This is a genomic window from Rothia nasimurium (assembly GCF_049068285.1).
Lineage (GTDB): Bacteria > Actinomycetota > Actinomycetes > Actinomycetales > Micrococcaceae > Rothia > Rothia nasimurium_I.
The window spans coordinates 94064-119299 of the sequence record NZ_JBLKPV010000001.1 but is presented as its reverse complement, the minus strand read 5'-3'; the positions used below and the strand labels follow the sequence as shown (position 1 = coordinate 119299).

The following is a 25236-nucleotide window of genomic DNA, read 5'->3' as shown; positions in this document are numbered from 1 at the left end:
GAAGCTCGGTGGTTGATTCCTGATGTAAGCGCCTGTCTACCCGACATGTGGATTTCTGCCGAGGCTTGAGGTTGAGGGCGGAAGTTTTACGGAGAGCATTGAGCCAATATTGATAATGAGAATCATTCTTATATAGTAGTTAAGGTGTCCACTCCATTCAGACACTCAACCTTCTTCCATCTCAACCACTTAGAAAGCCCCCCCCCACATGCACACTCTTCGCAAAGGGTTCACAACCTTCCTTGTGTTCCTACTGGCGGCACTGTTCCTACCGTCAGCTACAGCAAACGAAGGCCGCATAGAACTCTACAAAGATCACACAGACGGTTTTTACGTCCTGACGGACTCCGGAAAACCAGTAGTTAAAGTTGCCAACGGGCTACGTAGCACTCTCTACGATCCCAATTCAGTAGTTTTTGTCATTGGGGAATCCACCTACGGAACCGACTACAACTTCACCAGCCTGGATCGCAACGGTGCGGAAGGCTACTACACCGCTAGCTGGGAAGCAGAACACTATTTTGAACCGGGCTGGAATGCCCCCGGCTTCCGCGATAATGGCTTCTCATCAATCCGAATTGAATTCACCGAAGCAACCGGCCCTGCCCCCTTCGCCCTGTTCGGTAACGACCCCCTCAACGACGACGATGAATTCGCCACAGAGCCTTTCCTTGCTGACGGGCGATACTATGTTGAACCAGGAGCAACTCTGCCCATTCTGGGCCACGCCCACGCCCACTGGTACTTTGAACACGCAGGCACCTACACCATGACCGGGTACGCGGTCGGTGTGAAGTCAGATGGCACCGAGGTACGCTCAGAACCCTTCACCGAAATGTTCCGGGTAGAGAAGAACAGCAACGATACCCGTCCTGATCTTCCCTCCCTGCCTCTCGGTACACCTGCCCCAGATCATCAGCCAGAGCCTACACCCACGGATAGCCCCAGCTTTCCTGCGGCACCAGACCCCACTGCCGTGCCCAGCACTGACCCGACCAAAGCCCCCTCCCCCGAACCCACACAGGCTCCCACCCTCAGCACCGACCCTGTCACCATTCACGCTGGCCACGTTGACCTCTTCAACATCTCTGCTGAAGGCGGTCTTTTACAGCTTGCGGCCAAGGACGGCACAGGTAAGGGCTACGTCATGCGAACTCCCGAGAGCGTCACCATGGCAATCGCTGAAACTGCCTACACGGAGCTACCTGCCAGCCGCGCCGAACAGCTAGCTCCTGCAGGGTACTTCATCAGCGAAAACGGCACATCACAAGACACCCTGCCTTTCATGGGGTGGGACACCTCAGCTGTAGCACCTGATTTCTCTTCCATTAATCTTGAATTTCTGGACGTCACTGGTCCCGGCGACATCTTTATGTTTAGTGTCTCACCGTTTGCCGGGATGACCTCACCCTTCAGCGACGGAGAGTACCAGCTGAAAAAGGGTTCAATCATCAATCAGGGCTTCCCGAGCCATGTACACACCAACTGGCTTTTCACCAAGGCTGGAACCTACACCGTTACGGTCAAGGCTAGCGGGGTCCCCAGTGATGGCGGGCAGGCAGTTGAATCTAACCGTGGAACCTACACATTTGTGGTAGGCAAGCAGGCGCAGGAAGCACCCAGCGGTACAGACGAAGCACCAGAGAATTCAGCATCACCTGTACCTACAGCAGAAGCTACGAACCCAGTTAGCTCCAGAGGTCAGGAGCCTGCAACCTTAACCAGTGGCTCCCAGACCCATAAATCTTCTCAGGCAAGTGCCCAGCAGGTTTCATCGCTCCCCCACCTAGCAGCGAATTCCTCTTCACAGCTGAAAACTTCTGGCGGCATGAACCAGCAGGAGCAACCTGCACCTCTTAGGTCAGGAGCATCGGTCCTTGCAGCAACCGGTGCCCCCGGACTTGTTTCCCTACTGATGCTAGCTACCCTGCTCAGCCTCGGTGGATTGACCATCTTCACCCTGCGTCGCGCCCGCTAGCGTACCAGGGTTCATCACTCAACGTGAAGGACGTGTTTGCTCAGGCAGACACGTCCTTCAGACGTTGCACTTGTGCTGAACTCTCTTGAGCTCAACTCTTACCCCGAGGGGCGTACTTACCTAAAACACTGCAGACTCCAGCAGGTAAACTGAGAGAAGCCCACAATCGTTGTTACCTCACGAAAAGAGAATGACATGGCTGAAGCCGTCAACACCCCGCACATTGCCCCGAACGGCGCTGAAATTGCCGAAACTATCCTGCTGCCCGGTGACCCCCTGCGCGCCAAGTTCATTGCCGATACCTACCTTGAGAACGTCGTGCAGTTCAACACCGTGCGCAACATGTTCGGCTTCACTGGCGACTACAAGGGCCAGCGCATTTCTGTTATGGGCACCGGCATGGGCATCCCGTCGGCCAGCCTCTACGCCCACGAGCTCATTCACACCTTTGGCGTGAAGAACCTGATCCGTATCGGCACCTGCGGTGGCATGGCAGAGGGCCTTGACCTTTTCGACCTGGTCGTCGCCTCAGCTGCTTCAACCGACTCTAACTTCATGCACCACTACAAACTCCCCGGAACCTTTGCCCCCACCGCGTCCTGGCCCCTGCTATCTGCTGTGGCCAAGGAAGCCGAGGCCCAAGGCAAGACCCTTAACGTAGGCAACGTGCTGTCGTCCGATGTCTTCTACCGCTCTGACTTCTCCGACGCCTCTAAGTGGGCTGAAATGGGTGTGCTGGCTGTTGAGATGGAAACCGCCGGTATCTACGCTGTTGCGGCTGCCGCTGGCGTGCAGGCTCTCTCTGTTTTCACTGTCTCTGACCACCTCTTCAAGGGGGTTGAGACCACCGCCGAGCAACGCCAGACCGCTTTCACCGACATGATGGAGCTTGTCCTTCCTGTGGCTGCCAGCCTCTAATTTTTCGCAAGGACGCCCACGCCCCGTTCCCCTGCCCACCGGCAGGAGGGCGGGGCACGACTGCTCCTCACCAGGGTTTATCGACTATAGTCGATAAACTTCTCCCTTTTGAAGTTTTTGTCGACTATAGTCGATAGGCTTCACGCGCCCAGTGAAACCTGCCCCGTAGCAGCTGCTCTGCCCTAAAATAGAGGGCAGTATGTCTAGTTCAGATTCTTCCCGTACCCCCGCCCCCTCATTGTCTGCCATCGCCGCTGCTATGCACGGCGCGGGCGTCCGCGCTTCCGAGCCCACCGAACCCCAGCCTGCCAAAAAGCGCGGTGGCAGGGGGAAGCAGGCGTCCGGATCTCATGAGGGGAAGGACGCTCCTGCCCGCTCCCAGCGTCGGGGCCGGGACTCCCGCCCCCGAGGCAAGCAGGGGCAGAAGAAGCAGAACCAGCCCCGCCGCCCCTACACCCCGCTGATTCCCGAGAAAATCACCTACCCAGAAGCCCTGCCCGTCTCAGCCCGCCGGGACGACATCATGGCAGCGATCCGCGATAACCAGGTCACCATCGTCGCCGGTGAAACCGGCTCCGGTAAGACCACCCAGCTACCTAAGATGCTCCTGGAACTGGGTCTGGCAGAGAAGGGCATGATTGGCCATACCCAGCCCCGCCGCTTAGCTGCCCGCTCGGTAGCAGAACGCATCGCTGAAGAACTGGGCCAGAAGATCGGTGAGACGGTCGGCTACCAGGTGCGCTTTACCTCCGAGGTGGGCGAGGGCTCTGCTATCAAGCTCATGACCGACGGTATTCTGCTGGCCGAAATCCAAAACGACCAGCTGCTGCGCCAGTACTCGGCCATCATCATTGATGAGGCACACGAGCGTTCCCTCAACATTGACTTCATCTTGGGCTACCTCAAGCGGATTATGCCCCAGCGCCCCGACCTGAAAATCGTCATCACCTCAGCCACCATTGATCCCGAGCGCTTTGCCCGCCACTTCTCCCCCAGCTTCGTGCCCGGTATTGGCATTGTCGATGAGAGCCTGAGCGCCGAAGAAAAAGAAATCGCCGAAGCCACCCTGCCCGACGATGCCCCGCCTATCATCGAGGTCTCCGGGCGTACCTTTCCGGTTGAGATCCGCTACCGGCCCCTCAGCGAGCCCCGCACCGGCGACGGCGGGGAAGACGAAGCGGACGCCGGTGACGGTTTAGAGGACGAAGACCGCGACCCTATTGACGGTGTCCTGGATGCTATTCGGGAACTAGCTGACGAAGCCCCAGGCGACATCCTGATTTTCTTCTCCGGCGAGCGCGAAATCCGAGACGCCGCCGACGCCATTGAGGATATGGTTCGCTCCACCCGGCGTCTGGGCAACTATGAGGTGCTGCCCCTTTACGCCCGACTTTCTATGGCTGAGCAGCACAAGGTCTTCAAGCCCGGCGGCCGCCCCCGCATCGTGCTGGCCACCAACGTGGCAGAAACCTCCCTGACAGTGCCCGGCATCAAGTATGTGATCGATACCGGCACCGCCCGTATCTCCCGCTATTCTGCCCGCACCAAGGTGCAGCGTCTCCCCATCGAACGCATCTCCCAGGCCTCGGCCAACCAGCGCTCAGGCCGCTGTGGCCGTGTCTCCGACGGTATCGCCATCCGCCTCTACTCCGAAGAGGACTTTGCGGCCCGGGCTGAGTTCACCGACCCCGAGATTCTGCGCACCAACCTGGCGGCGGTCATTTTGCAGATGACCGCTATCGGTGTGGTCAAGTCCCCCGCAGACATCGAAAAGTTCCCCTTCGTGCAGCCGCCCGAAACCCGCGCCATCAACGACGGAGTCAACCTGCTGCGTGAGCTCGGGGCGCTTGCTACCTCCGGTAGAGGCGGTGCGGACGTCCGCGCCCACGAATCGCGCACGGCAGGCGGTAGAGGGGGGCGGCGTCCGTCCTCACCGCTCACCGCCGCCGGACGGGCCATGGCGGCCCTGCCCGTTGACCCCCGCCTAGCCCGCATGATTGTCGAAGGTGCCAGGCGCGGGGTGGCCAAGGAAATTATGGTGCTGGCTGCTGCCTTGACCATTCAGGACCCCCGCGAGCGCCCCGCCGAGCACCGAAGCGAGGCCGATTCCCTGCACGCCCGCTATCAGGATGAGAAGTCCGATTTCACGTCCTTCCTCTTGCTCTGGCAGTACATCAATGAAAAGCAGGCGGAGCTGTCATCAAGCCAGTTCCGCAAGATGTGCCACCGGGAGTACCTGAACTTCCTGCGTATTCGGGAGTGGCAGGATCTCTTTGCCCAGCTGCGCGATATTGGTAAGAGCGCGGGCATCACCGTAGGACCTGGCCGGGAGATCAACCTGACCAATACGGAAGCTGAGATTCATAAGTCTCTTCTGGCTGGTCTGCTGTCTCATATCGGTATGCAGGATGAGCAGAACCGGCACGAATACCGGGGCGCCCGCGGCACCCGGTTTGCGATTTTCCCAGGTTCAGCCCTCTTTAAGAAGAAGCCGGTCTGGCTGGTGTCTGCCGAGTTGGTGGAAACCTCCCGTCTCTGGGCCCGGGTGAATGCCCAGATTGAGCCTGAGTGGGTAGAGGAGCTGGGTGGCTCCTTGCTGAAACACTCCTATTCTGACCCGCACTGGTCGTCCCGCCAGGGCTCTGTGCTGGCCCATGAGAAGGTCACCCTTCTGGGACTGCCCATTATTGCTGACCGCCGGATCCAGTACTGGCGGGTTGACCCGGTAGCTGCCCGGGAGATCTTTATTCAGTCTGCCCTGGTGGAGGGTGACTGGCAGACCCGTCACCGCTTCTTTGCCCGCAATCAGAAGGCTCTGGCTGAGGTTGAGGAGCTTGAAGCCCGCCTGCGCCGCCGCGATCTGCGGGTCGATGATTCTGTGCTCTTTGATTTCTACAACGCCCGTATTCCTGAGCATGTTGTCTCTGAACGCCACTTTGACCGCTGGTGGAAGGACGAGCGCCGGGTCAACGAGCACCTGCTCGATTTCACCCCCGAGAACCTGATTGACGAAGAGGCCGCCGATTACGACGAATCCCTCTTCCCCCGCAGCTGGATAGCCCGCACCTCCGGCGGGGAACTTGCCCTGGATTTGCGCTACGAGTACGCTCCCACCGTGCAGATTGGCGGGGTGCGCTCCTCCCAGACCCAGACGGACGGTATCGCCGTGCAGGTTCCGGTGCTTTTCTTGGGTCAGCTTGAACCTGCTCCTTTCCAGTGGCTGATTCCGGGCCTGCGCCAGGAGCTGGTGACGGCCCTCATCAAGTCCCTGCCCAAGCAGATTCGAAAGAATTTTGTTCCCGCCCCGGACGTTGCCCGCCAGGCCGTTGAGAAACTTAATGCCGATTACTCCCCCGCCACCGACTCACTCACTGAGTCCCTGGCCCTGGTGTTGCGCCGCCTGCGGGGGCATGTGGTAGACCCGGCCGAGTTCAGCTGGGAAGCTGTGCCCGAGCACCTGCGTTTCACCTTCCAGGTACGCAACCACCAGAACAAGATTCTGGGCGAGGGTAAGGACCTAGTTGAGCTCCAGGGGCTCCTGCACGCTGAGATTCGCTCTGCCCTGGCAGCTTCGCTGGGCGCTAGCCCCGAGACAATGGGTAAGATGGCGGCTCTTGCTGCGGGCACAAAGGGAGGCAAGGACGCCGGTAGCAAGTCGGTTGCAGCTCCCAGCACCGCTGGTAGCCCCGTGTCCGGGGCCAAGGGGGCCCAGACGTCCGCCCCGGTGGGCTCCAGCAGCAAGGCTGTGCGGGAAGTTTCGGGGCTGACCGACTGGCCGGAGCAGGATCTGCCGCGCAAGGTCGAACGAGTGATTGCCACCCAGACGGTGGCCGGCTACCCGGCCCTGGTTGATGAGGGCTCCAGCGTGGCGGTTCGGATTTTCCCCACCGAAGCTGAGGCCACCGCCGCCCAGCGCGGGGGCGTCATCCGCCTGCTCAAGCTCAACACCCCCTCACCTGAACGCTACGTTTCTGAGCACCTGAACAACCGGGAAAAACTGGTCTTCACCCAGAACCCCCACGGGTCAATTGACTCCTTGATCAGTGACTGTACGGTCGCGGCAATCGACCAGCTCACCCCAGCTACCCCGCCCTTTACCCGGGATGAATACACTGCTCTCTTTAACAGCGTGCGGGCTGAGCTGATTGATACGGTCTTTGTGATCACCAAGCTGGTAGCCGATATTCTCTCTGAGACGGCCAAGGTGCAGAAGCTCATCAAGAAGTCCACCTCCCTGGCGGTTATTCACGCCATGAGCGATATGAAGAGCCAGCTGGAGAACCTGGTTTACCCGGGCTTTGTGGCGTCCACCGGTGCGGTGCAGCTTCATCATCTGCCCCGCTACCTGAAGGCCATCACCAAGCGCATTGAGAAGCTAGGGCCGAACGTCAACCGGGATAACCAGCTCATGCTGACGGTACAGGAACTTGAGGACGCCTACGATAAGGCTGTGCAGTCCTTGCCAGGTGGCGTGAGCCCAACCCCCGAGTTAGAGCAGGTGGGCTGGATGATTGAAGAGCTACGGGTGAGCTTCTTCGCCCAGGAACTGGGCACGGCCTACACCGTCAGTGAAAAACGGGTGGGTAAGGCCCTGCGCGAGGCCCTGGAGGCTATCAAGAACTCCTAGCCCCGCCCGCCCGTCCCTACCCTAGGTACCATCTATATGAGAAAAACCCACCTAGTTCGTGGGTTTTTCTCATGTAGATGGTACCTACTGGCGGGCTAGGCAGGCACGGAGTCACCGTAGCCCAACTCAACCAGGGCAGCCCGCAACTTTTCCGCCGCCTCATCCATGGCAGCAACATCAGGGTTCCGGTTAGCCTGCTCAAAGGTGAACTCGGTCTGGTCAGCAGCGGGCCAGACATGAATATGGGTATGGGGCACATCAAAGCCAGCAATAATCATGCCAACCCGGGTAGGCTCAAAAGCCTTCATCAGGCCCTTCGACACCTTTTGGGCAACGGCAAAGAGGTGGGCAGACAGGTCCTCAGGCAGGTCAACCCAGTGGTCAATTTCAGCCTTGGGAACGATCAGGGTATGGCCGTACTGGAAGGGCTCAATGGTCAAGAAAGCCACAGCCTGCTCATCCTCCCAGATAAAGCGCCCGGGCAGCTCGCGGTTAATAATCTTGGTAAAAACAGTGCTCATGGACTCTACTCCTCAATTTCTACAGAATCGCCGGGGGCCAGGTACTCAAAAGCGGTGCCGTACTTCTTACCGAAGTTGGTTGCATGGCCCACAATCATGTTTCGACCGCTATCAGCCAGCAGGGAATCGTGAATCTGGAAGGCCCGCGGGGCGCGAACAGCGATGATGAAGTCAATAACCTCCTGAATCTTATTCCAGGGGGCATGAATGGGCACCAGCAGGGTTTTCACCTCAATGCCGTGGGGCACCACAAAGGAATCGCCGGGGTGGAAGAGGTTATCGTCGATCAGATAGCCCACGTTGTCAATTACCGGCAAGAGGGGATGGATGACGGCATGGTTGCCGCCAAAGGTCTTAATGGAGAAGGATGAGAGAGCCAGCTCCCCGTCAGCCTCAACGGTCTTAGCAAGAGCCTCAGGCAGGGCAGCTAGCACGGCATCAATGACAGCTGCAGGGGCGTGAATCGTTACTTCAGGATTCTCTCGCAGAAAGGCGATGACCTTACCCTCGTCAAAGTGATCGGGGTGCACATGGGTTACCAGAATATGGTTGGCCCCGGCCAGGGCCTGCTCGACCTCGGAGAAGTTTCCGGGGTCGAGCACCAGCACAGCACCGTCCTTTTCAAGTCTGACGCAGGAGTGGGTGTATTTTGTAAGTTTCATACCTACCACCCTAGTAGCTCCCACCACAGTCCGACTAGTTAGTGGCCACTGTTTCTTCGAGAGTCTCAAGCACTTCGTTGGCAGCGGTCATACCGGCGTTGAGATAGAACATTTCATCATCGACCTGGTAGGCGGAGTTAGAGGCAACAGCACCGAGACTTGACCAGAGCGCAGCGTCAGTCAGCCCCGCAGCGTCCCCACCCTGGGCCCCGTAGAAGAGGTAGTCACCGTCCGCCAAATCGAGCTGTTCGGCAGAAATATCTTGTGAGGTATCGGCGAAGGTCTGGGAATCAGGGCGGGCTAGGCCCGCATCCGCTGCAATGGAACCGATGAAACTTGAGACGCCCCAGATGCGGGTGCGGTCGGGTGTGTAGCGCAGGAAGGAAAAGGTAGTGGAGTCATCGACCTTCTCCCCCAGGGCAGCTGCACGGGCGGCATATTCATTGAGGTCAGCCTGGGCCTCACCGGTCTTACCCAGGGCCGCAGCAATCAGCAGGTAGTCCTGTTTCCAGTTCACACCGGTCCCCTCGGTCACAACCACAGGGGCGATAGCCTGCAGGGACTCCATGAGGGCCTCGTCCTTGTTGGTGGAGTTAATCAAGATGAGATCGGGGGCCAGGTTGGCAATTGCTTCGGTATCAGGGGCCTTGCGGGTGCCGACGGTCTGCAGGTCGCTGAGGCTGGAAAAATCATCCCCGTATTCTTCGCTCAGGTAGGCAGGTACCAGTTCAGCGTCTGTGGCGGTGGTAGAGGCGATGGGAGCTACCCCGAGGGTTAGGACGTCGTCGAGCTGGCCAGTGGAGAGCACCACAACTTTTTGGGGCTGGGCTTCGATAGTGGTTTCGCCCCCGAAGTGGGAGACGGTGCGGGGGAAGACCCCGTCGGCTTCAGAGGAGCCCATACCTTCGGGGAGGAGAGTGGGTGCTGCAACTGCCTCAGAAGTAGAGGGTGCGGACGCCGCAGCACTAGAACCAGAGGATGTATCAGTTCCAGCGGTGGTCGAGGCGGAACCGCAGGCCGAGGTGAGCGCCAGGGCAGTGAGGGTTACACAGAGTGAGATAGTACGAGCTGTGTTTGAAGTTAGAGTAGCCATAGACTTAAGATAGGCTAACCTAATTACTTTTCAAATTCCTGTCTCACCTAGAGAAACATCATCGTGTTCCCACTTTTCCCCGCCCACAGGCGTCCTCTGGCAGACTCTGCCCGCTCTCTGGAGGCAAGCTGCTCTGCTGCTGGCAAGCGGCCTGCCAGCGCCCTTTCTCTCCTGGGCAGTTTCGCCCTGGGTCTTGCCCTCTTGGGACTACTGGTTGCGATAAGTCTGGCTGTGGGCTCTCGTTCGCTTCCTCTGGCTGATGTCATCAAAGCCCTCTTGTCACCCGACAGCTCCGTAGCCTCCGTCATTGTATGGGAGCTGCGTCTGCCCCGCGCTCTAGCAGCGCTATTGGTGGGCTCAGGTCTTGCGGTTGCCGGGGTGCTCATGCAGGCTTTAACCCGTAACCCCCTAGCTGAACCCGGCCTCTTAGGGGTGAATGCGGGGGCTGCGCTTGCTGTGGTTGCTGGCGCTGCCCTACTGGGTCTTAGCTCCCTGAGCGCAAGGCTCTGGCTAGCCTGTCTGGGTGCGGCCCTAGCTGCCGTACTGGTGGGCTGGATAGGTCTGGCACGGCCTGCCCCCTCCAGCGACCCCTTAGCCCATTTGCTCCTGACCGGCCTAGCCCTCAGTGCCTGCGCCGGAGCGATCACCGGCAGTTTCACCATGTTCAGCTCTTCAGCCTTCGAGTCCCACCGTTTCTGGGTCGTAGGGTCGCTGGCTGAACGCAGTTATGAGCAGGTCGGGGCGGTCGCCCCGCTGATTGGTCTGGGGCTTCTCCTGGGCTTTCTTGTCCTGAAGCCCCTCGACGCCCTGCTGATGGGTGAGGACGTCGCAGCCGCCCTGGGCGTGCCCGTCGGGCAGGTGCGGTTTCTGACTCTGCTTGCCATCACCCTGCTCTGCGGTGGGGCAACCGCCCTGGCAGGGCCTATCGGCTTTGTCGGGCTGGTGGTTCCACATGTCCTTCGTCTGCTGCTGGGAAGCAGGATCACTAGAATCCTGCCTCTCTCCCTACTCTTTGGGCCCGTACTAGTACTCACATCTGATGTCATCGGTCGCCTGGTGGTGGCTCCATCCGAACTTGAAGTCGGTATCGTCACTGCGCTGATTGGAGCACCCGTCCTACTGTCCCTCGTTTTGCGCCACGAGCGCCCCCGCTCCTGCCCGACAGCGCACCGCCTTAGCCAGCACTCACACCAGGCCGAGAATGTAGGCGGCCAGCAAAAAGAGGTTCAACCATGAGACCGCGTGTGAAAGGGACCAGAGCTCCCCTGGCTACTACTTGTGTGCTGGTTCTGATATGCGGCGTAACCTGGCTATCGTTGACCACCGGCACCTATTCCCTGTCGCTCCCCCAGATATTTGAAACAGTAGCGGGTCGCGGCAGCGGGCTCGATGCTCATATTCTGCTCAATCAGCGACTACCCCGGCTGATAGCTGCGCTGGTGCTGGGTGCAGCGCTGGGGCTGGCAGGTATGATCTTTCAATCTGTTTCTCGTAACCCCCTGGGTAGCCCCGATATTATCGGTTTCACTACGGGTTCAGCGACCGGTGCTCTCACCATTATGCTGGTGGTTCCAGCAGCAGCATCTGGCTCTCCCGGTATCGGGGTGGCTGCTGGTGCCCTCATTGGCGGGTTTCTTACCGCGATTATTGCCCTTGTGCTGGCGCATCTGGGGAGCCGAAATTTAGCCCACCAGCTCATTCTGGTGGGTATCGCACTTGGCGCCATGCTGGCCTCAATCAACGACTATCTCCTAACCCGGGCTGATCTTGAAGCCGCTGAGGTCGCTCGCACCTGGCAGTACGGCTCTCTCAACGCTCTGACCTGGACGCAGACTGCGCCTATCACTGCCTCACTCATTTTCCTGCTGATACCTGCCCTTATAGCTGCCCGCAGCATCCGCATACTTGAGTTGGGTGATGACATAGCAGCTGGGCTTGGCCTACCGGTTACCCGGGTTAGCTATCTCCTGCTGGCCCTAGCTGTCCTCCTCACCGCAGGCGCCATTGCCCTAGGCGGGCCGATCGGCTTTATAGCCCTCATCGCCCCACAGATTGCCCGACGACTCTGGGCAACGCCAGGTGCGGCTCTGTGGCAGTCGCCCCTGCTGGGGGCTGGTTTACTCGCCTGGGCTGATTATGGTGCGGGGCATCTCTTTTCCCCGATTCAGCTACCGGTGGGTCTAGTCACAGGTGCACTGGGCGGCGCTTACCTGCTCTGGCTCCTGGCCCGACCTGCAGGTAAGTAACGTATGGTTTTCGCCCGGCGCGAGGGCCCGGGCTGCCTTGGGGAACCTAGTGTACAGTAGGGCACAGAAAGACAGAACCAGCAAGAGAGAGATGACTCGTGAACTCGAATCCAGCGTCATCAGGCAGCAAGCCCGTCGAGATACGCAACACCAAACAGCGCCGGGTGGTCACCGCAACCCTTGAAACCCTCGAAGACTTTATTTCTGCCCAGGATTTGCACCAGCTCATGCTCTCACGCGGCCACAAGGTCTCCCTGGCCACCACCTATCGCCTGCTTCAATCCATGGTGGGTACCGGTGAAGTAGAAGCCCTCAAAACAGAAGAGGGCGAAGCCATATATCGCCGGTGTGAAAGTGAACACCACCACCACCATATTCTGTGCCGTAACTGCGGGGCTGCCAAGGAGTTTGAAATCCCTGAACTTGAGAGCCTTGTCTTGAACATTGCCCAGAAGAACGGTTTTACGCAGGTCAAACACGTCATCGAAATGACAGGCCTCTGCGCAGCTTGCGCTGAAACCGCTGGCCTCTAACAGCTAGAAGCAAAAGTACCCGCACCTCCAAGGTGCGGGTACTTTTCTCTACAGGTTTGCCGCCGCAGCTACCTGAAGCCTCGGCGATTGGCCACTGTCTTATGCTGGGGTCTGTTCAGCAGCTTCCTCGATCGTCCGACCTGAGGCTGAATGACGTTGCCGGACCGCCCGGATAATGCGGCAGACCACGAAAATAATAAAGGATATCGAGGTGACGTAGGGGCTAATCGGCAGGGACCCTGCGAGCGCCAGGAGGATTCCGCCCACCATGGACAGCTCGGCAAACAGAACCGAGAGGATCAGGGCTTTGAGGGGGGAGGCTGTAACCTGCAGGGCTGCGGCTGCTGGGGTAATGAGCAGGGCTAGGACGAGGAGGGAGCCGACGACCTGGACCGACAGGGCTGTTGCGATACCCAGCACTACCATGAAGGCGATAGACAGGAGTCGCAGGGGCACCCCCTTGGCAGTAGCGACGACGGGGTCGAGGGAGGCGAACATGAGGGGCCTCCACATCAGGGTTAGGGCCCCAATAATGATGAGTCCTCCGACCGCCATGGTAGTGACCTGGGCTGAGTCAACGGATACGATTTGGCCGGTGAGGAGGGAAAACTTGTTGGCTGCCCGGCCCGAGTAGAGGGAGAGGAAAAGGATTCCCAGGCCCAGGCCGAAGGGCATGAGGGCCCCAATGACTGAATCGTTTTCGTGGGCGCGGGCCCCCATAAAAGCTATGAGGAGGGCAGAAATAATTGATCCGACCAGGGACCCGGTGACAACGTTATAGCCCAGTAGCAGGAAGAGGGCAGCGCCTGCGAAAGACATTTCAGCTATGGCGTGGACGGCAAAGGCATGACGCCTGAGCATGACGAAGAGGCCTACAAATCCCCCGATGACGCCCAGAATGGCCCCGGCAAGGATGGATTGGCTCAAAAGGGCCAGCAGCTCCCCGTAGCGGTCGAAGACGAAGACCCGGCTCAGGATATCGGTGAGGTTCATCGGGGCAGGGTGCCTTTCGCGGAGATGAGGGTTTTATGGCCAGGGGTGGTTGAGTCTAGGGGGTCAGCGCAATGGTGGTGGGCTTCCCCGTGTTCGCCGCCCACAACCACATAGCGGCCGTTGGTTTCAATTACAGTGACGGGGGTTTGGTAGAGGCCGGTGAGGACCTCTGTCCGCATGACGTCCTGGACGGAGCCGACGGTGAACCGTCCGCCAGCTAGGTAGAGTAGCCGGTCTACATGGTCAATGATGGGGTTGATTTCGTGGGTAACGAAGATCACGGTGGCCCCGTGTTCTTTGTTATAGCGGTGAATCAGATCTGAAACCGCGTACTGGTGGTTGAGATCCAGGGAGAGGAGGGCTTCGTCGGCCAGGATGATTTGGGGGTCATTGGCCAGGGCTTGGGCGATACGCAGGCGTTGTTGTTCGCCGCCTGAGAGCAGGCCGACGGGGACGTTGGCGTAGTCGCTGGCCCCTACCGCTTCGAGGAGTTCGTCAACTTTTTCGCGGTAGGCCCTGGTTTTGAGCCGGATTCCCCACCGGTGCCCGTCAACCCCCAGGCCCACAAAGTCCCGGGCCCGCAGGGGCATCTCGGTTCCGATTGCCTTTTGTTGGGGGATATAACCGATTGCCTGGTTGCCTAGGCGGGCGGGGGCCCCTAGAACTGAGATTTTGCCTTGGGAGAGCTGGGTTAGGCCCAGCACCACCTTGATGAAGGTGGACTTACCGGAGCCGTTTGGCCCGAGGACGGCAAAGTATTCACCTGCTTCAATGGTCAGGTTGAGGTCTTGCCAGAGGGTGCGGTGCCCAAAGGAAAGCCCGCCCCCAGTGATGTGGAGGGCGGGGGCGAGCTTTGTCTCGTGGTGAGCCATAGGGGTTATGCTTCTGCCTTTTCCAGGTTATCGATGTTGGCCTTCATCCAGTCCAAGAACCCGGTGTTCTCGGGGAGGGTCTCGGTGAAGCTGATTGCTGCGACGTTTGAGTCCTGGGCGAAGGTATAGATTTCGGTGGTCTGAGCGGTCTGGGTTTGTTCGTTGTAGGCCAGCAGGTCTACTGTGCCGCCGGTGATAGCGTCCTTGGTTTCCTGCATGGTGAGGGGGGCGATGTCACTGTCGGAGTCCACAGCGGCGATAAGGTCGCTGGGGGTGACGTCGGTGTAGCCTGCATCTTCTAGGAGGTAGCCGGGGACGGGCTCTGTGGCAATGTAGGTGCGCTCAGAGGTATTGAGGGCGGCAACGCGCCCAATGAGTTCATCGATCTGGGCGGAGAATTCTGCTGCTGATGCCTTGTAGGTTTCTGCGTTGGCTGAGTCGAGTTTGCCCAGTTCTTCAGCGACCTGCAGGGCAGTTTTTTGCATGGTTTCTAGGTCGTACCAGACATGTTCGTTGTAGCTGTGGACGTGAGCGGCGTGCTCTTCCTCAGTTTCACCTTCGTGGGCGGCGTGCTCTTCTGCCATGTGGGCTAGGTCCTCTTCGCTAAAGAGGCCGGAGAGCTTGACGGCATCAACGAGCACCTGGTCGGGGTTATCGGTTTGGGCCATGTGTTCCAGGAAGGAGTCGTAGCCGCCTCCGTTAATCAGGACGAGGTCAGCGTCCTTGACGGTGAGCCGGTCCTGGCTGGTGGCTTCGTAGGAGTGGGGGTCTACGGCGGTAGAGGCGATGATGGGGGTGGTATCTATAAGGTCGCCACCCACCGCTTCAACGATGTCAGCGTAGACATCGGTGCTGGTGACGACGGTGAGGGTATCGGAGTTTGAAGAAGCAGTGCTGGAAGAGGCAGTGCTTGAGTTAGATTCGCAGCCTGCCAGGGTAAGGCCTGCTACTGCCAGCAGGGATAGGGTGGAAAGGTGCTTCTTCATAGCCGTCCTTACATCGCGTGGTAGATACCTGCCCAGCCTACTCTTATATGCGAATGGTTCGCAAATAAATGATCGGTACTTGATATCACAGCTTCCCTCTCCCCTACCCCCTGACCGAAAAACCCACCGGCTGATCACCGGTGGGTTTTTCAGTGGGGATAGAACCTACTGGTCAGGTGCCTGCCGGGAGGCGGCTTCGGTTCGGCGGCGGACGTGCTCCTGGGTGGTGTCCTTAATTTCACCGACCAGCTCTTCCAAAACGTCCTCAAGGAAGAGGACGCCGACGCTGCGGCCTCCTGCGTCGACCACATGGGAGACGTGGGCCCGGTTGCGTTGCATGGTAGCTAGCGCATCGTCAATCTCGGTGGTGGGTTTGACAATCGACATCTGTCGCAGCCGAGACCAGGGGATATTGCGGTCCTGCTGTTCCTTGTCGTAGACCAGGGCGTCCTTGATGTGCAGGTAGCCCATGTAGGTGCCGTCCTTTTCGTCGGTCATGACGAAACGGGAGTAACCGGTCTGGGCAACCCCCTTTTCGAGGTCAGCCGGGGTGCAGGGGTAGGTAATGGTTACCAGTTTGTCACCGGGCACCATGATGTCTGCCACTGTCTTGGAGCTGAACTCCAGGGCCCCTGAGAGGACGCCGGACCCGTCATCGACGGTACCTTCAGCAGTGGATTGGGCCACGATATTTTGCAGCTCATCTAAGGTAAAGGTTGAAGCGACTTCTGCCTTGGGCTCGACTTTCATTAGCCGGAGGGTGTGGTCAGCTATCCAGTTGAGCAGGCCAACTAAGGGCTTGAGTATCCGAGACAGGGTGACCAGGGAGGGGGCAATCCAAAGGGCTACACCAGAAGCTGCCAAGGAGACCGCTGCGTTCTTGGGAACCATTTCGCCAAAGATGACGTGAAGGTAGGTCACCAGAATGAGGGCAAAAATGAAGGCAATGGCGCTAGCGAATTCATAGGGTATCCCCAGGGATTCTAGGGGCCCAGCAACCAGGTGGTGGATAGCAGGTTCTGAGACGTTCAAGATCAGCAGGGAGCAGACCGTAATGCCGAGCTGGCAGGTAGCCAGCATCAAAGAGACGTTCTCTAGGGCATACAGGGTGGTGACGGCCCGCTTGTTGCCTGCTTCTGCCAGGGGTTCGACCTGGGACCGGCGGGTGGACATAATGGCAAATTCGGCGCCCACGAAGTAGGCGTTTCCTGCCAGCAGGACAAAGAGGAGGGCGATAGCTAACCAGTCGTTCATCGGGTGCCCTCCTTCCGGGAGACAGTTTCATCTACTGGTTCAGGTTCAACCACCGGAGCATAGCGGATTCGATCTACCCGGCGCTGTTCCATCTTTTCTACGCGCAGGATCCCACCTTCCACAGGGACGATATCCCCGGTTTCAGGGACCCGGCCGAGGCGGTCCATCATGAAACCTCCCATGGTTTCGTAGGAGGGGTCATCTTCAATATCCAGGCCACCGATAACATCAGAGACTTCATCGGGCCGTAGCAGGCCAGAGAAGAGGTAATCGCCGTTCCCCAGGCGGAGGGGACGCTCATCCATGGAGTTGATATCGTGCTCGTCCGAGACTTCACCCACGATTTCCTCAACCAGGTCTTCGAGGGTGGTGATACCTGCGGTACCGCCGTATTCATCCAGGACGACTGCCAGCTGCAGGGCACCTTCTCGCAGTTGCATGAGCAGGGAGTCAAGGTGGACGGTTTCGGGCACCTGCAATACGTCCTCCATGAGGGTTCCCGCTTCAAGCTGGTCCCGTTTTTCTCGGGGCAGGGCCACTGCTTTCTTCACATGAACAACGCCCACGATGTTGTCCTGGTCTTCGCGGTAGAGGGGGAAGCGGGAGTGGCCGGTTTTCCGGGCCAGGTCAATAATTTCGCTGGCAGGAGCGGTATCTTCGAGCATGATGACCTTGCGGCGGGGGGTCATGACGTCCGCTGCGGTGAGCTCCGAAAAGGATAGGGTCTTATCGACAAAGCGGGCGGTATCTGAATCCAGGGTGCCTAGGTCAGCTGAGCGGCGCACCATTGAGGAAAGCTCTTCGGGGGAACGGGCCGCGGAGAGTTCTTCCTTGGCTTCCATACCGAAGCGGTGCAGGATCCAGTTTGCTGACCCGTTAGCCGTGCGGACGATAGGGCTCATCACGGCGGTGAAGAGCAGCTGGCCGGGGGCCAGGGCCCGGGCTACCCGGTAGGGCTCTGCGATAGCAAGGTTTTTGGGAACAAGCTCACCGATAATCATGGAGAGCAGGGTGGCTATACCCATGGAGAAAACCAGGGTTGCTATGGACGCCAAGGCTGGGGGCAGGCCCCAGGAGGCGATGGTTTCACCGGCTAGGGCGTTAATGCCGCTATCGAGGGTGTAACCGGTCAACAGGGTGGTGATTGTGATACCTAACTGGCAGCTTGAGAGCTGGGTTGAGAGAGATTTCAGGCAGGTCATCACCTTATGAGCGCCGGAATCGCCCTGGTCAATTTCTTGTTGGACCTTTGATTGGTCTAGGGCAACGAGCGAGAACTCTACTGCCACGAAGAAGCCGGTTCCCAGGATCAGGAGGAAACCGACGATGAGGAGAAGCCATTCCATTTATCGGATCACCGCCAGATTGCCGGTGGTGCCCGCAGGACGGGGGCTAGCTAAGTTATTCATTAGATTCTGGCGCCTAGGCGCTCGTGCAGGCAGCTCTACGAGGCTGCAACTAGAAGGATCTTCCATAGTTCACCATTCTAGCGAATCCCACGAGATGAAGCTCAGCCTACTACCTTTCATTTGGCCTATCAGCTAATGTCTTGAATTTCAGCAGACCAAACCCATCGACGGCATTTTCCCTAAACCCACACAAACCAACCAGATGTATCACTCGATAGCCCCTTTATCACCCGTTTTACCCCACCAAAAGCACAGAAACCTGAATTAAATACAGCTTCACGTAAGGACTCTGTTTGCTGGCGCATGTCACACTGAGACACCGCGTTGGACGTAAACCCGCAAGGCTCCTAAACTAGACAAAGATATGCGATGCATCACGCGCCCAAGGGAGAGTGCGGTGCACCGCCCGGCCTGATGTCCCGACACCAGGCCGGCTACGCGTAGAGAGACAAGATTGGAAGAGGCGAAGCAGTGCCAAACCAGCCAGAACATACAGTGCCCGAAGAATTCTCGGGCAATGAGTGGCTCGTCGAAGAGCTTTTTGAAAAGTTCGAACAGGATCGACATTCCGTTGATGCTTCCTGGTGGCCCCTATTCGACCAGTGGGCCGGCACCAGTGCCTCGCCCACCCAGGATTCCCCTGTTCAGGCACCCCCCGCCCAACAAGCCCCTGGCCCGCAGGCACCTGCTACCCCTCAAACGTCCGCCCCAGCCCCGCAGCAGCAAGCGGCCCAAGCCCCCGATAAGCCCCAGCAACCTGCCCCCGCCCAGACCACCGACTCCCAACCCCCAGCACCCAAGCCCTCAGCCCAGAAGGAATCACCTGTGAGCACCGCGCCCGAAGAAGACCAGATCATCACCCTCCGTGGCCCCGCAAAGGCTGTAGCGGCCAATATGGACGAGTCCCTGACCGTCCCTACCGCAACCACTGTTCGCGCCGTCCCCGCCAAACTTCTGATTGACAACCGCACCGAGATCAACTCCTACCTGGCCCGAACCCGCGGTGGCAAGGTATCCTTCACCCACATCATCGGCTACGCCATCATCCGGGCCCTGGACGCCTTCCCCTCTATGAACGTCAGTTACGGGGAGGACGCCAAGGGCAAGCCAGCTGCAATCCAGCACGCCCACGTCAATTTTGGCCTGGCCATTGACATCCCCCGCCCCGACGGGTCCCGCAACCTGGTTGTACCCAATATCAAGGCAGCTGAAAAGCTCTCCTTCTCAGAATTCTGGGTTGCCTACAACGACATCGTGGACCGGGGCCGCAAGGGCCAGCTGGGCCTCGACGACTTCATGGGCACCACCGTCTCCCTCACCAACCCCGGCGGTATCGGCACCGTCCATTCTGTGCCCCGCCTCTCCAAGGGCCAGGCTGCCATTATCGGTGCAGGTGCCCTGGACTACCCTGCCGAATACCGGGGGGCCTCAGAGAAGATCGTGGCCCGCAACGGAATTTCCAAGATTCTGACCCTGACCTCAACCTACGACCACCGGGTCATCCAGGGCGCTGGTTCCGGTGAGTTCCTCAAGATAGTTGAGCACTACCTGCTCGGTGGCGACGGTTTCTACGACAAAATCTTTGAAGACCTCCGTATCCCCTTTGAACCCGTCCGCTGGGCCCGCGACAACCAGGTCAACCCCGAAGCAGAAATTTCCAAGGTTGCCCGTATCCAGCAGCTCATTCACGCCTTCCGCGTCCGTGGTCACCTGGTTGCCCAGACCAACCCCATCGGCTACCAGATGCTCTCCCACCCCGATTTGCGCCTAGAAAACTACGGCCTGACCCTCTGGGACCTGGACCGCTACTGGCCCACCGGCGGCTTCGGAGACAAGGAAACCCTGCCCCTGCGCAAGATTCTTGAGCTTCTGCGCGAGGCCTACACCCGCACCCTGGGTGTGGAATACATGCACATCGAGAACCCCGAAGAACGCCAGTGGTTCCAGGACCGCTTGGAGCACGGCTACACCAAGCCCTCCCGTGACGAGCAGTTCCGTGTGCTGGGCACCCTGAACGCTGCGGAGGCTTTCGAAACCTTCCTGCAGACCAAGTACCTGGGCCAGAAGCGCTTCTCCCTGGAAGGCGGCGAGTCCCTCATTCCCCTGCTGGACTCCGTGATTTCAGAGGCAGCGGACGCCGGCCTCTCAGGCGTTGGCATTGGTATGGCCCACCGTGGCCGCCTCAACGTGCTCACCAACATTGCAGGCAAGTCCTACGCCCAGATTTTCCGTGAGTTCGAGGGCCAGATGGACCCCCGCCTGACCGGCGGCTCCGGTGACGTCAAGTACCACCTGGGCACCGAGGGTATCTTCACCTCCCACAACGGCAACCAGACCCAGGTCTACCTGGCCGCTAACCCCTCCCACCTTGAAGCGGTGAACACGGTTCTAGAAGGTATCGTCCGCGCCAAGCAGGACACCCTGGCTGAACAGGGCATCACCGGCTTCCCCGTCCTGCCCATCCTGGTCCACGGCGATGCCGCCTTTGCTGGCCAGGGCATCGTCATGGAAACCCTGCAGATGTCCCAGCTGGAGGGTTACACCACCGGCGGTACCGTCCACATCGTCGTCAACAACCAGGTTGGCTTCACCACTACCCCGCGCGACGGCCGCACCGCCACCTACTCCACCGACATCGCCCGTATGATCCAGGCCCCCGTCCTGCATGTGAATGCGGACGACCCCGAGGCAGTTGTTAGGGCAGGTGCCATCGCCTTCGCCTACCGCCAGGCCTTCAAGAAGGACGTCGTCATTGACCTGGTCTGCTACCGTCGCCGCGGCCACAACGAGGCCGATGACCCCTCAATGACCCAGCCCAAGATGTACCAGCAGATTGGGGAGCTGCCCTCAACCCGCAAAATCTACACCGAGGCCCTGGTTGGCCGCGGTGACATCTCCCAGGAAGAGGCAGAACGCGCCCTCAAGGACTACCAGTCCCGCCTGGAACAGATCTTCACCGAAACCCACGAGGCCCAGGCCTCTTCTGCTCCTTTGGTTACTGCAGATGCAGCTGCTGTGTCCAACATCGAGCGGCCCGCAGCCCAGCAGAACGAGGACTCCGTCCACGTTGCCGGTGAGACCGCAATTTCTGCTGAAACCCTGGCCCAGATTGGCCAGGCCTTCGGCAAGATTCCTGAGGGCTTTACCGTCCACAAGAAGCTCAAGAAGCTGCTAGAGCAGCGCGTTGCCATGTCTACCGAGGGCGACATCAACTGGGGCTTTGGTGAACTGGCTGCCTTCGCTTCCCTCCTGTTGGAAGGCCGAAACGTCCGCCTGACCGGTCAGGACGTCCAGCGCGGCACCTTCGTCCAGCGCCACTCCGTCCTGCACGACTCCGTCACCGATGAGGAATGGAACCCCCTGGCCAGCCTTTCCGAGAACCAGGGCAAGTACTCTATCTACAACTCCTTCCTCTCCGAATACGGTGTCATGGGCTTTGAGTACGGCTACTCCGTTGAGCGCCCCGACTCCCTGGTTCTGTGGGAGGCCCAGTTTGGTGACTTCGCCAACGGCGCCCAGACCATCGTTGATGAGTTCATCTCCTCAGCAGAGCAGAAGTGGGCCCAGCGCTCCTCCTTGGTCTTGCTCCTCCCCCACGGTTTTGAGGGCCAGGGGCCTGACCACTCCTCAGCCCGTATGGAGCGCTACCTGCAGCTGTGTGCAGAGAACAACATGACCGTTGCTGTTCCCTCCACCCCGGCCAACTACTTCCACCTGCTGCGCCGCCAGGCCCACTCCCGCCCCCACAAGCCGCTGATTGTCATCACCCCCAAGCAGCTGCTCCGCCTGAAGGCTGCAGCTTCATCGGTTGAAGACTTCACCACCGGCAGCTTCAAGCCCGTCATTGCAGATACCGCCGACCTCAACCCGGCTGATGTCACCCGCCTGGTCTTTGTCTCCGGCCGTCTCTACTACGACCTCGAAGCAGAACGCGCCAAGCGCGGGGACAAGACCACCGCAATCGTCCGTGTCGAGCAGCTCTACCCCCTGCCCGCCGCAGAAATCAAGGAACAGATTGCCGCCTACCCCCATGCCGAGGCAGTTTGGGTCCAGGACGAGCCCGCCAACCAGGGCCAGTGGCCCTTCATGGCCGTCAACCTGCTCCCGCAGATTGGCTACAAGATGGCCCTGATCTCCCGCCCGGCTGCAGCCTCACCCGCTGCAGGCACCGGCAAGCGCCACCAGCGCGAACTCGATAACCTCATCTCAGAGGTCTTCGACCGCTAAAGTTAGGCCCCACCGTGAGAAGAGCCCCCAGCCCACCAGGCTGGGGGCTTTCCACAGCTGGCAGGAAGCCTGCCCGGTAACAAACAGGCAGTAAACCCCTGCCCCTAGGTGCGCTCTCAGCACCAAGGGTTTAGACTAAGAAATAATGAAAACAGGGTAGCCGCTCAGGTGGCACCACCAGCCCCGCAGAAAGACACACGTGGATCAGCGAAAAATTCGACTTGTAGCCGTTGGCGATGACCTCCTCGCCGGTGTTGGCGACCCCCGCACCCTCGGTTGGTTCGGTCGCGTCATGGCCCGCACCCCTCAGAACTCAGCTTCAATCTCTGCCTACAATCTGGCAGCCCCCGGTGAAGGTAGCGAGCAGCTCAATTCCCGCTGGTTCGAAGAGGCCTCCCGCCGTTTCGCCCAGGGCCACGAGAACCGTCTCGTGATTGCTCCCTCTACTTTTGACATTGACCTCGGGCTCACCAGCGCCCGTTCCCGCCTAAACCTGGCCAATATGGTCGATATGGCCTCCCAGAACAACGTCAAGGTCCTGGTCGTCGGCCCTCCCCCGACCTTAGATGCTGAGCGCAACCGCAAGATTGCAGACCTCTCAGCTGCCTACGCGGACGTCGTCACCCGCCGCAACCACGTCTATGTTGATACCTTCAACCCCCTTTTGCACCATGAACAGTGGCGTAATGACCTGGCAGCAAATGACGGCCGCCCCGGCCAATCTGGCTACGGCCTGATTGCCTGGCTGGTTTTGCACCGCGGTTGGTACAACTGGCTCCAGATTTCCGAACCGGCCTAAACCCCTCATGCCGGGCGTGACCAAAAAGTTAGTAGTGTGCATTCCCGGCTAAGATGTGCGAAAATAGTCAGAAGTGTCTTTGTGACACTACCGACCTCTGTACCTGGCAGTTAATGCCGGTACCCCACCTTGATCAAGGAGGCTACGATGAGCAAGCGCGGTCGTAAGCGTAAGGATCGCCGTAAGGGTGGCGCAAACCACGGTAAGCGCCCCAACTCATAAGGCGGTCAAAAGGGCCCTCAATCGACATGATTGAGGGCCCTTTTCTTTGAGCTACCCAGTCTAATTGGGGAGAAGGGGAAGTCCTACTCGTGGCCTTGGGCGTGCAGGTCGTCTATGCAGCCCATGATGCGGGCTTTGAGGGTGGTGGGCGCTGTTTCTTTACAGGTGCGGCGAACGGCCTGCCGGATAATGCATTCGAGATCGTACTCGCGGGCGCAGGTTGCGCATTCAGCTAGGTGGGCTTGGATATCATCGAGGTCCTGGCAGCTGAGCGGGTCGTCGATGTATTCGTAAATGGTAGCTAGGCGTTCTGCACAGGGGTTGCTTGCTTCTGCGGTCATGGGGTCTTCTCCTTTCTAGGCCTTCTGGGGGGCTGCTGGTGCGTGGGCTGGGGTTTTTGGAGGGGTGGCTTTGTAACCCCGCTCTGCTGCGTAATCTGTGAGTTTATCGCGCAGGAGTTTTCTGCCCCGGTGGAGGCGGGACATCACTGTTCCCATGGGAGAATCCATGATCTCAGATATCTCCTTGTAGGAGAAACCTTCAACGTCGGAATAGTAGACAGCCATGCGGAAGTCTTCGGGGATCGCCAGCAGGGCTTCTTTGATATCGCTATCGGGTAGGCGGGCTAGGGCTTCATTTTCGGCGCTCGGTAGGCCCTTCGAGTCGTGGGAGCTGGCTGCTGCCAGTTGCCAGTCTTCGACGGTGTCGGTGTTGGCTTGGTAGGGCTCGCGTTGGCGTTTGCGGTAGACGTTGATGTAGGTGTTGGTCAGGATCCGGTAGAGCCAGGCCTTGAGGTTGGTTCCGGGGGTGAATTGGTGGAAGGACGAAAAGGCCTTCATGTAGGTTTCTTGGACAAGGTCTTCGGCGTCCTGGGTATTGCGGGCCATGTGCAGGGCAGCGGCGTAGAGCTGGTCGAGGTACTGCATGGCGTCGCGTTCGAAGCGCACCTTGCGGTCTGCATCAGTTTCGATGAGGACGTTTGTGTCCGACTCGGTGGCGCGGCCCAGACGCGGCGGGGCTGAGGGGTCTGTTGTGGGGGAGGTGGTGCTTGCTGTCATGGCCCTCCTGTTGCTTGTTTCTTCCGCTCCCACTGTACCCTAGGCCGGGTAGAGGATTTCCCCGAGTGGGTACTGGGTATAACGGAGCTAGCCTGGTTTTATTCCGACTTTGACTGCCCTGGGTGTTTATATCTCTTAAAGGGCTGGCCACTGGGTAAGCTAGGAAGTGTACTGACAACCCTATTGGGGATCTATTTTTCAGGAGGACACCGTGTCTTTGGTTCGTCGTATCGCCCGCCCTTTGCTGGCATCTAGCTTCATTTTCTCTGGTGTAGACCGCCTGCGGGATTCTGATTCCTCCCACCACCTGGCTAAGGTGGTTGACCTTGCTGCTACTGCCGCTCCCCAACTGTCTGTCTTGCGGGGCCAGGAAAAGCTGGTGGGCCAGGCCCTGGCTGGAACCCAGGTTTTGGCCGGTACCCTCTTCGCCCTGGGTAAGCTGCCCCGGGTTTCGTCCTCACTGCTTCTTGTCACCGGGGCTGTGAACGCCTATGTCGAGTACCGGGCGGCTGAGGCTGATACCCAGGCCCAGAAGGCTACCCGCCGTCACTCGGCCATGGTCAATGGCTCCCTGCTAGGTGCTATCGCTATTTCAGCAGTTGATACTGATGGCAATCCCTCTTTGGCTTGGCGGGCTAACAAGCTGGGTCACCAGGTTGCTCAGAAGTCTTCCCGGTTGGCAAATGACGTCCAGGCCGCTGCCCAGGACGCAACCCAGAAGGTAACTGACGTCCTCGGCGCCTAAATCTTCTCAGAGTGTAGAAACCCCGCACCTTTACCGTGCGGGGTTTTCTCTTGCCCCAGCCTACCGCCTAAAATGGTAGGAGTCTATGCACCC

General features: G+C 59.2%; 20 protein-coding genes. 10 read left to right on the top strand and 10 right to left on the bottom strand.

The window, feature by feature from the left end; translation table 11 throughout:
* Nucleotides 1-208: 208 nt before the first annotated feature.
* The 3 genes from ACMXX3_RS00500 to hrpA all read left to right on the top strand — a co-directional run bounded on the left by ACMXX3_RS00500 (nt 209) and on the right by hrpA (nt 7523).
* On the top strand, nt 209-1978 hold the full coding sequence (locus ACMXX3_RS00500; RefSeq protein ID WP_421082866.1) for a choice-of-anchor M domain-containing protein: 1770 nt from the start codon (nt 209-211) through the stop codon (nt 1976-1978).
* A gap of 195 nt (nt 1979-2173) precedes the next feature.
* Nucleotides 2174-2896 carry a purine-nucleoside phosphorylase gene (deoD, locus tag ACMXX3_RS00495; protein ID WP_237185850.1) on the top strand — a complete coding sequence of 241 codons (723 nt, stop codon included), beginning with the start codon at nt 2174-2176 and terminating at the stop codon, nt 2894-2896.
* A 199-nt stretch (nt 2897-3095) separates the two neighbouring features.
* Entirely contained in the window at nt 3096-7523 is a 4428-nt protein-coding gene (hrpA, locus tag ACMXX3_RS00490; protein ID WP_421082865.1) for an ATP-dependent RNA helicase HrpA, read from the top strand.
* A gap of 95 nt (nt 7524-7618) precedes the next feature.
* Here hrpA and ACMXX3_RS00485 read toward each other — a convergent pair whose 3' ends face one another.
* The 3 genes from ACMXX3_RS00485 to ACMXX3_RS00475 are packed head-to-tail and all read right to left on the bottom strand — an operon-like array spanning nt 7619 to nt 9799.
* The gene (locus ACMXX3_RS00485; protein ID WP_421082864.1) at nt 7619-8044 is read right to left on the bottom strand and encodes an HIT family protein; all 426 of its coding nucleotides are present in this window, start codon (nt 8042-8044) and stop codon (nt 7619-7621) included.
* A 5-nt stretch (nt 8045-8049) separates the two neighbouring features.
* Nucleotides 8050-8706 carry an MBL fold metallo-hydrolase gene (locus ACMXX3_RS00480; RefSeq protein ID WP_421082863.1) on the bottom strand — a complete coding sequence of 219 codons (657 nt, stop codon included), beginning with the start codon at nt 8704-8706 and terminating at the stop codon, nt 8050-8052.
* Between the two features lie 34 nt (nt 8707-8740).
* Nucleotides 8741-9799 carry an ABC transporter substrate-binding protein gene (locus ACMXX3_RS00475; protein ID WP_421082862.1) on the bottom strand — a complete coding sequence of 353 codons (1059 nt, stop codon included), beginning with the start codon at nt 9797-9799 and terminating at the stop codon, nt 8741-8743.
* A 63-nt stretch (nt 9800-9862) separates the two neighbouring features.
* Here ACMXX3_RS00475 and ACMXX3_RS00470 point away from each other — a divergent pair, with 63 nt between their 5' ends.
* From ACMXX3_RS00470 to ACMXX3_RS00460, 3 genes are all read left to right on the top strand, one after another.
* Nucleotides 9863-11035 (top strand): FecCD family ABC transporter permease, encoded by a 1173-nt coding sequence (locus ACMXX3_RS00470; RefSeq protein ID WP_421082861.1) that lies wholly within the window; start codon nt 9863-9865, stop codon nt 11033-11035.
* Nucleotides 11036-11079: 44 nt separating this feature from the next.
* The gene (locus ACMXX3_RS00465) at nt 11080-12045 is read left to right on the top strand and encodes a FecCD family ABC transporter permease (protein WP_421082860.1); all 966 of its coding nucleotides are present in this window, start codon (nt 11080-11082) and stop codon (nt 12043-12045) included.
* A gap of 98 nt (nt 12046-12143) precedes the next feature.
* Nucleotides 12144-12578: a Fur family transcriptional regulator gene (locus ACMXX3_RS00460; RefSeq protein ID WP_421082859.1), complete on the top strand. Its 435-nt coding sequence runs from the start codon at nt 12144-12146 to the stop codon at nt 12576-12578.
* A gap of 99 nt (nt 12579-12677) precedes the next feature.
* On the opposite strand, the gene ACMXX3_RS00455 is transcribed toward ACMXX3_RS00460, so the two are convergent.
* The 5 genes from ACMXX3_RS00455 to ACMXX3_RS00435 all read right to left on the bottom strand — a co-directional run bounded on the left by ACMXX3_RS00455 (nt 12678) and on the right by ACMXX3_RS00435 (nt 18029).
* Complete coding sequence (locus tag ACMXX3_RS00455) at nt 12678-13571, bottom strand: metal ABC transporter permease (protein ID WP_421082858.1); 894 nt, start codon at nt 13569-13571, stop codon at nt 12678-12680.
* Nucleotides 13568-14443, bottom strand: coding sequence for a metal ABC transporter ATP-binding protein (locus tag ACMXX3_RS00450; protein ID WP_421082857.1), 876 nt, complete (start codon nt 14441-14443; stop codon nt 13568-13570). Before ACMXX3_RS00450 ends, ACMXX3_RS00455 begins: the two co-directional genes overlap by 4 nt.
* Nucleotides 14444-14448: 5 nt before the next feature.
* Entirely contained in the window at nt 14449-15429 is a 981-nt protein-coding gene (locus ACMXX3_RS00445) for a metal ABC transporter solute-binding protein, Zn/Mn family (RefSeq protein WP_421082856.1), read from the bottom strand.
* Between the two features lie 165 nt (nt 15430-15594).
* Complete coding sequence (locus ACMXX3_RS00440; protein ID WP_421082855.1) at nt 15595-16683, bottom strand: hemolysin family protein; 1089 nt, start codon at nt 16681-16683, stop codon at nt 15595-15597.
* The gene (locus ACMXX3_RS00435; RefSeq protein ID WP_421082854.1) at nt 16680-18029 is read right to left on the bottom strand and encodes a hemolysin family protein; all 1350 of its coding nucleotides are present in this window, start codon (nt 18027-18029) and stop codon (nt 16680-16682) included. Before ACMXX3_RS00435 ends, ACMXX3_RS00440 begins: the two co-directional genes overlap by 4 nt.
* Nucleotides 18030-18563: 534 nt before the next feature.
* Here ACMXX3_RS00435 and ACMXX3_RS00430 point away from each other — a divergent pair.
* The 3 genes from ACMXX3_RS00430 (at nt 18564) to ACMXX3_RS00420 (ending at nt 23340) form a co-directional block, all read left to right on the top strand.
* On the top strand, nt 18564-22319 hold the full coding sequence (locus ACMXX3_RS00430) for a multifunctional oxoglutarate decarboxylase/oxoglutarate dehydrogenase thiamine pyrophosphate-binding subunit/dihydrolipoyllysine-residue succinyltransferase subunit (protein ID WP_421082853.1): 3756 nt from the start codon (nt 18564-18566) through the stop codon (nt 22317-22319).
* A 199-nt stretch (nt 22320-22518) separates the two neighbouring features.
* A complete protein-coding gene (locus tag ACMXX3_RS00425; RefSeq protein ID WP_237187948.1) occupies nt 22519-23118 on the top strand; it encodes a GDSL-type esterase/lipase family protein in 600 nt (199 codons plus the stop codon).
* A 147-nt stretch (nt 23119-23265) separates the two neighbouring features.
* Nucleotides 23266-23340 (top strand): 50S ribosomal protein bL37, encoded by a 75-nt coding sequence (locus ACMXX3_RS00420; protein WP_377129465.1) that lies wholly within the window; start codon nt 23266-23268, stop codon nt 23338-23340.
* An 83-nt stretch (nt 23341-23423) separates the two neighbouring features.
* Here ACMXX3_RS00420 and rsrA read toward each other — a convergent pair whose 3' ends face one another.
* Together rsrA and ACMXX3_RS00410 are read right to left on the bottom strand one after the other, a co-directional pair.
* The gene (gene rsrA / locus ACMXX3_RS00415; RefSeq protein ID WP_421082852.1) at nt 23424-23681 is read right to left on the bottom strand and encodes a mycothiol system anti-sigma-R factor; all 258 of its coding nucleotides are present in this window, start codon (nt 23679-23681) and stop codon (nt 23424-23426) included.
* A gap of 15 nt (nt 23682-23696) precedes the next feature.
* Nucleotides 23697-24398: a sigma-70 family RNA polymerase sigma factor gene (locus ACMXX3_RS00410; protein WP_421082851.1), complete on the bottom strand. Its 702-nt coding sequence runs from the start codon at nt 24396-24398 to the stop codon at nt 23697-23699.
* Between the two features lie 211 nt (nt 24399-24609).
* Here ACMXX3_RS00410 and ACMXX3_RS00405 point away from each other — a divergent pair, with 211 nt between their 5' ends.
* Nucleotides 24610-25143, top strand: a complete 534-nt coding sequence (locus tag ACMXX3_RS00405) for a DoxX family membrane protein (protein ID WP_421082850.1) — start codon at nt 24610-24612, stop codon at nt 25141-25143.
* The last annotated feature ends 93 nt before the right edge of the window (nt 25144-25236 follow it).

Coding starts and splice junctions, on each gene's coding strand:
- deoD (WP_237185850.1), top strand. CDS start 2,174: ATGGCTGAAGCCGTCAACACCCCGCACATTGCCCCGAACGGCGCTGAA.
- ACMXX3_RS00435 (WP_421082854.1), bottom strand. CDS start 18,029: ATGGAATGGCTTCTCCTCATCGTCGGTTTCCTCCTGATCCTGGGAACC.
- ACMXX3_RS00440 (WP_421082855.1), bottom strand. CDS start 16,683: ATGAACGACTGGTTAGCTATCGCCCTCCTCTTTGTCCTGCTGGCAGGA.
- ACMXX3_RS00475 (WP_421082862.1), bottom strand. CDS start 9,799: ATGGCTACTCTAACTTCAAACACAGCTCGTACTATCTCACTCTGTGTA.
- rsrA (WP_421082852.1), bottom strand. CDS start 23,681: ATGACCGCAGAAGCAAGCAACCCCTGTGCAGAACGCCTAGCTACCATT.
- ACMXX3_RS00480 (WP_421082863.1), bottom strand. CDS start 8,706: ATGAAACTTACAAAATACACCCACTCCTGCGTCAGACTTGAAAAGGAC.
- ACMXX3_RS00450 (WP_421082857.1), bottom strand. CDS start 14,443: ATGGCTCACCACGAGACAAAGCTCGCCCCCGCCCTCCACATCACTGGG.
- ACMXX3_RS00500 (WP_421082866.1), top strand. CDS start 209: ATGCACACTCTTCGCAAAGGGTTCACAACCTTCCTTGTGTTCCTACTG.
- ACMXX3_RS00455 (WP_421082858.1), bottom strand. CDS start 13,571: ATGAACCTCACCGATATCCTGAGCCGGGTCTTCGTCTTCGACCGCTAC.
- ACMXX3_RS00485 (WP_421082864.1), bottom strand. CDS start 8,044: ATGAGCACTGTTTTTACCAAGATTATTAACCGCGAGCTGCCCGGGCGC.
- ACMXX3_RS00410 (WP_421082851.1), bottom strand. CDS start 24,398: ATGACAGCAAGCACCACCTCCCCCACAACAGACCCCTCAGCCCCGCCG.
- hrpA (WP_421082865.1), top strand. CDS start 3,096: ATGTCTAGTTCAGATTCTTCCCGTACCCCCGCCCCCTCATTGTCTGCC.
- ACMXX3_RS00445 (WP_421082856.1), bottom strand. CDS start 15,429: ATGAAGAAGCACCTTTCCACCCTATCCCTGCTGGCAGTAGCAGGCCTT.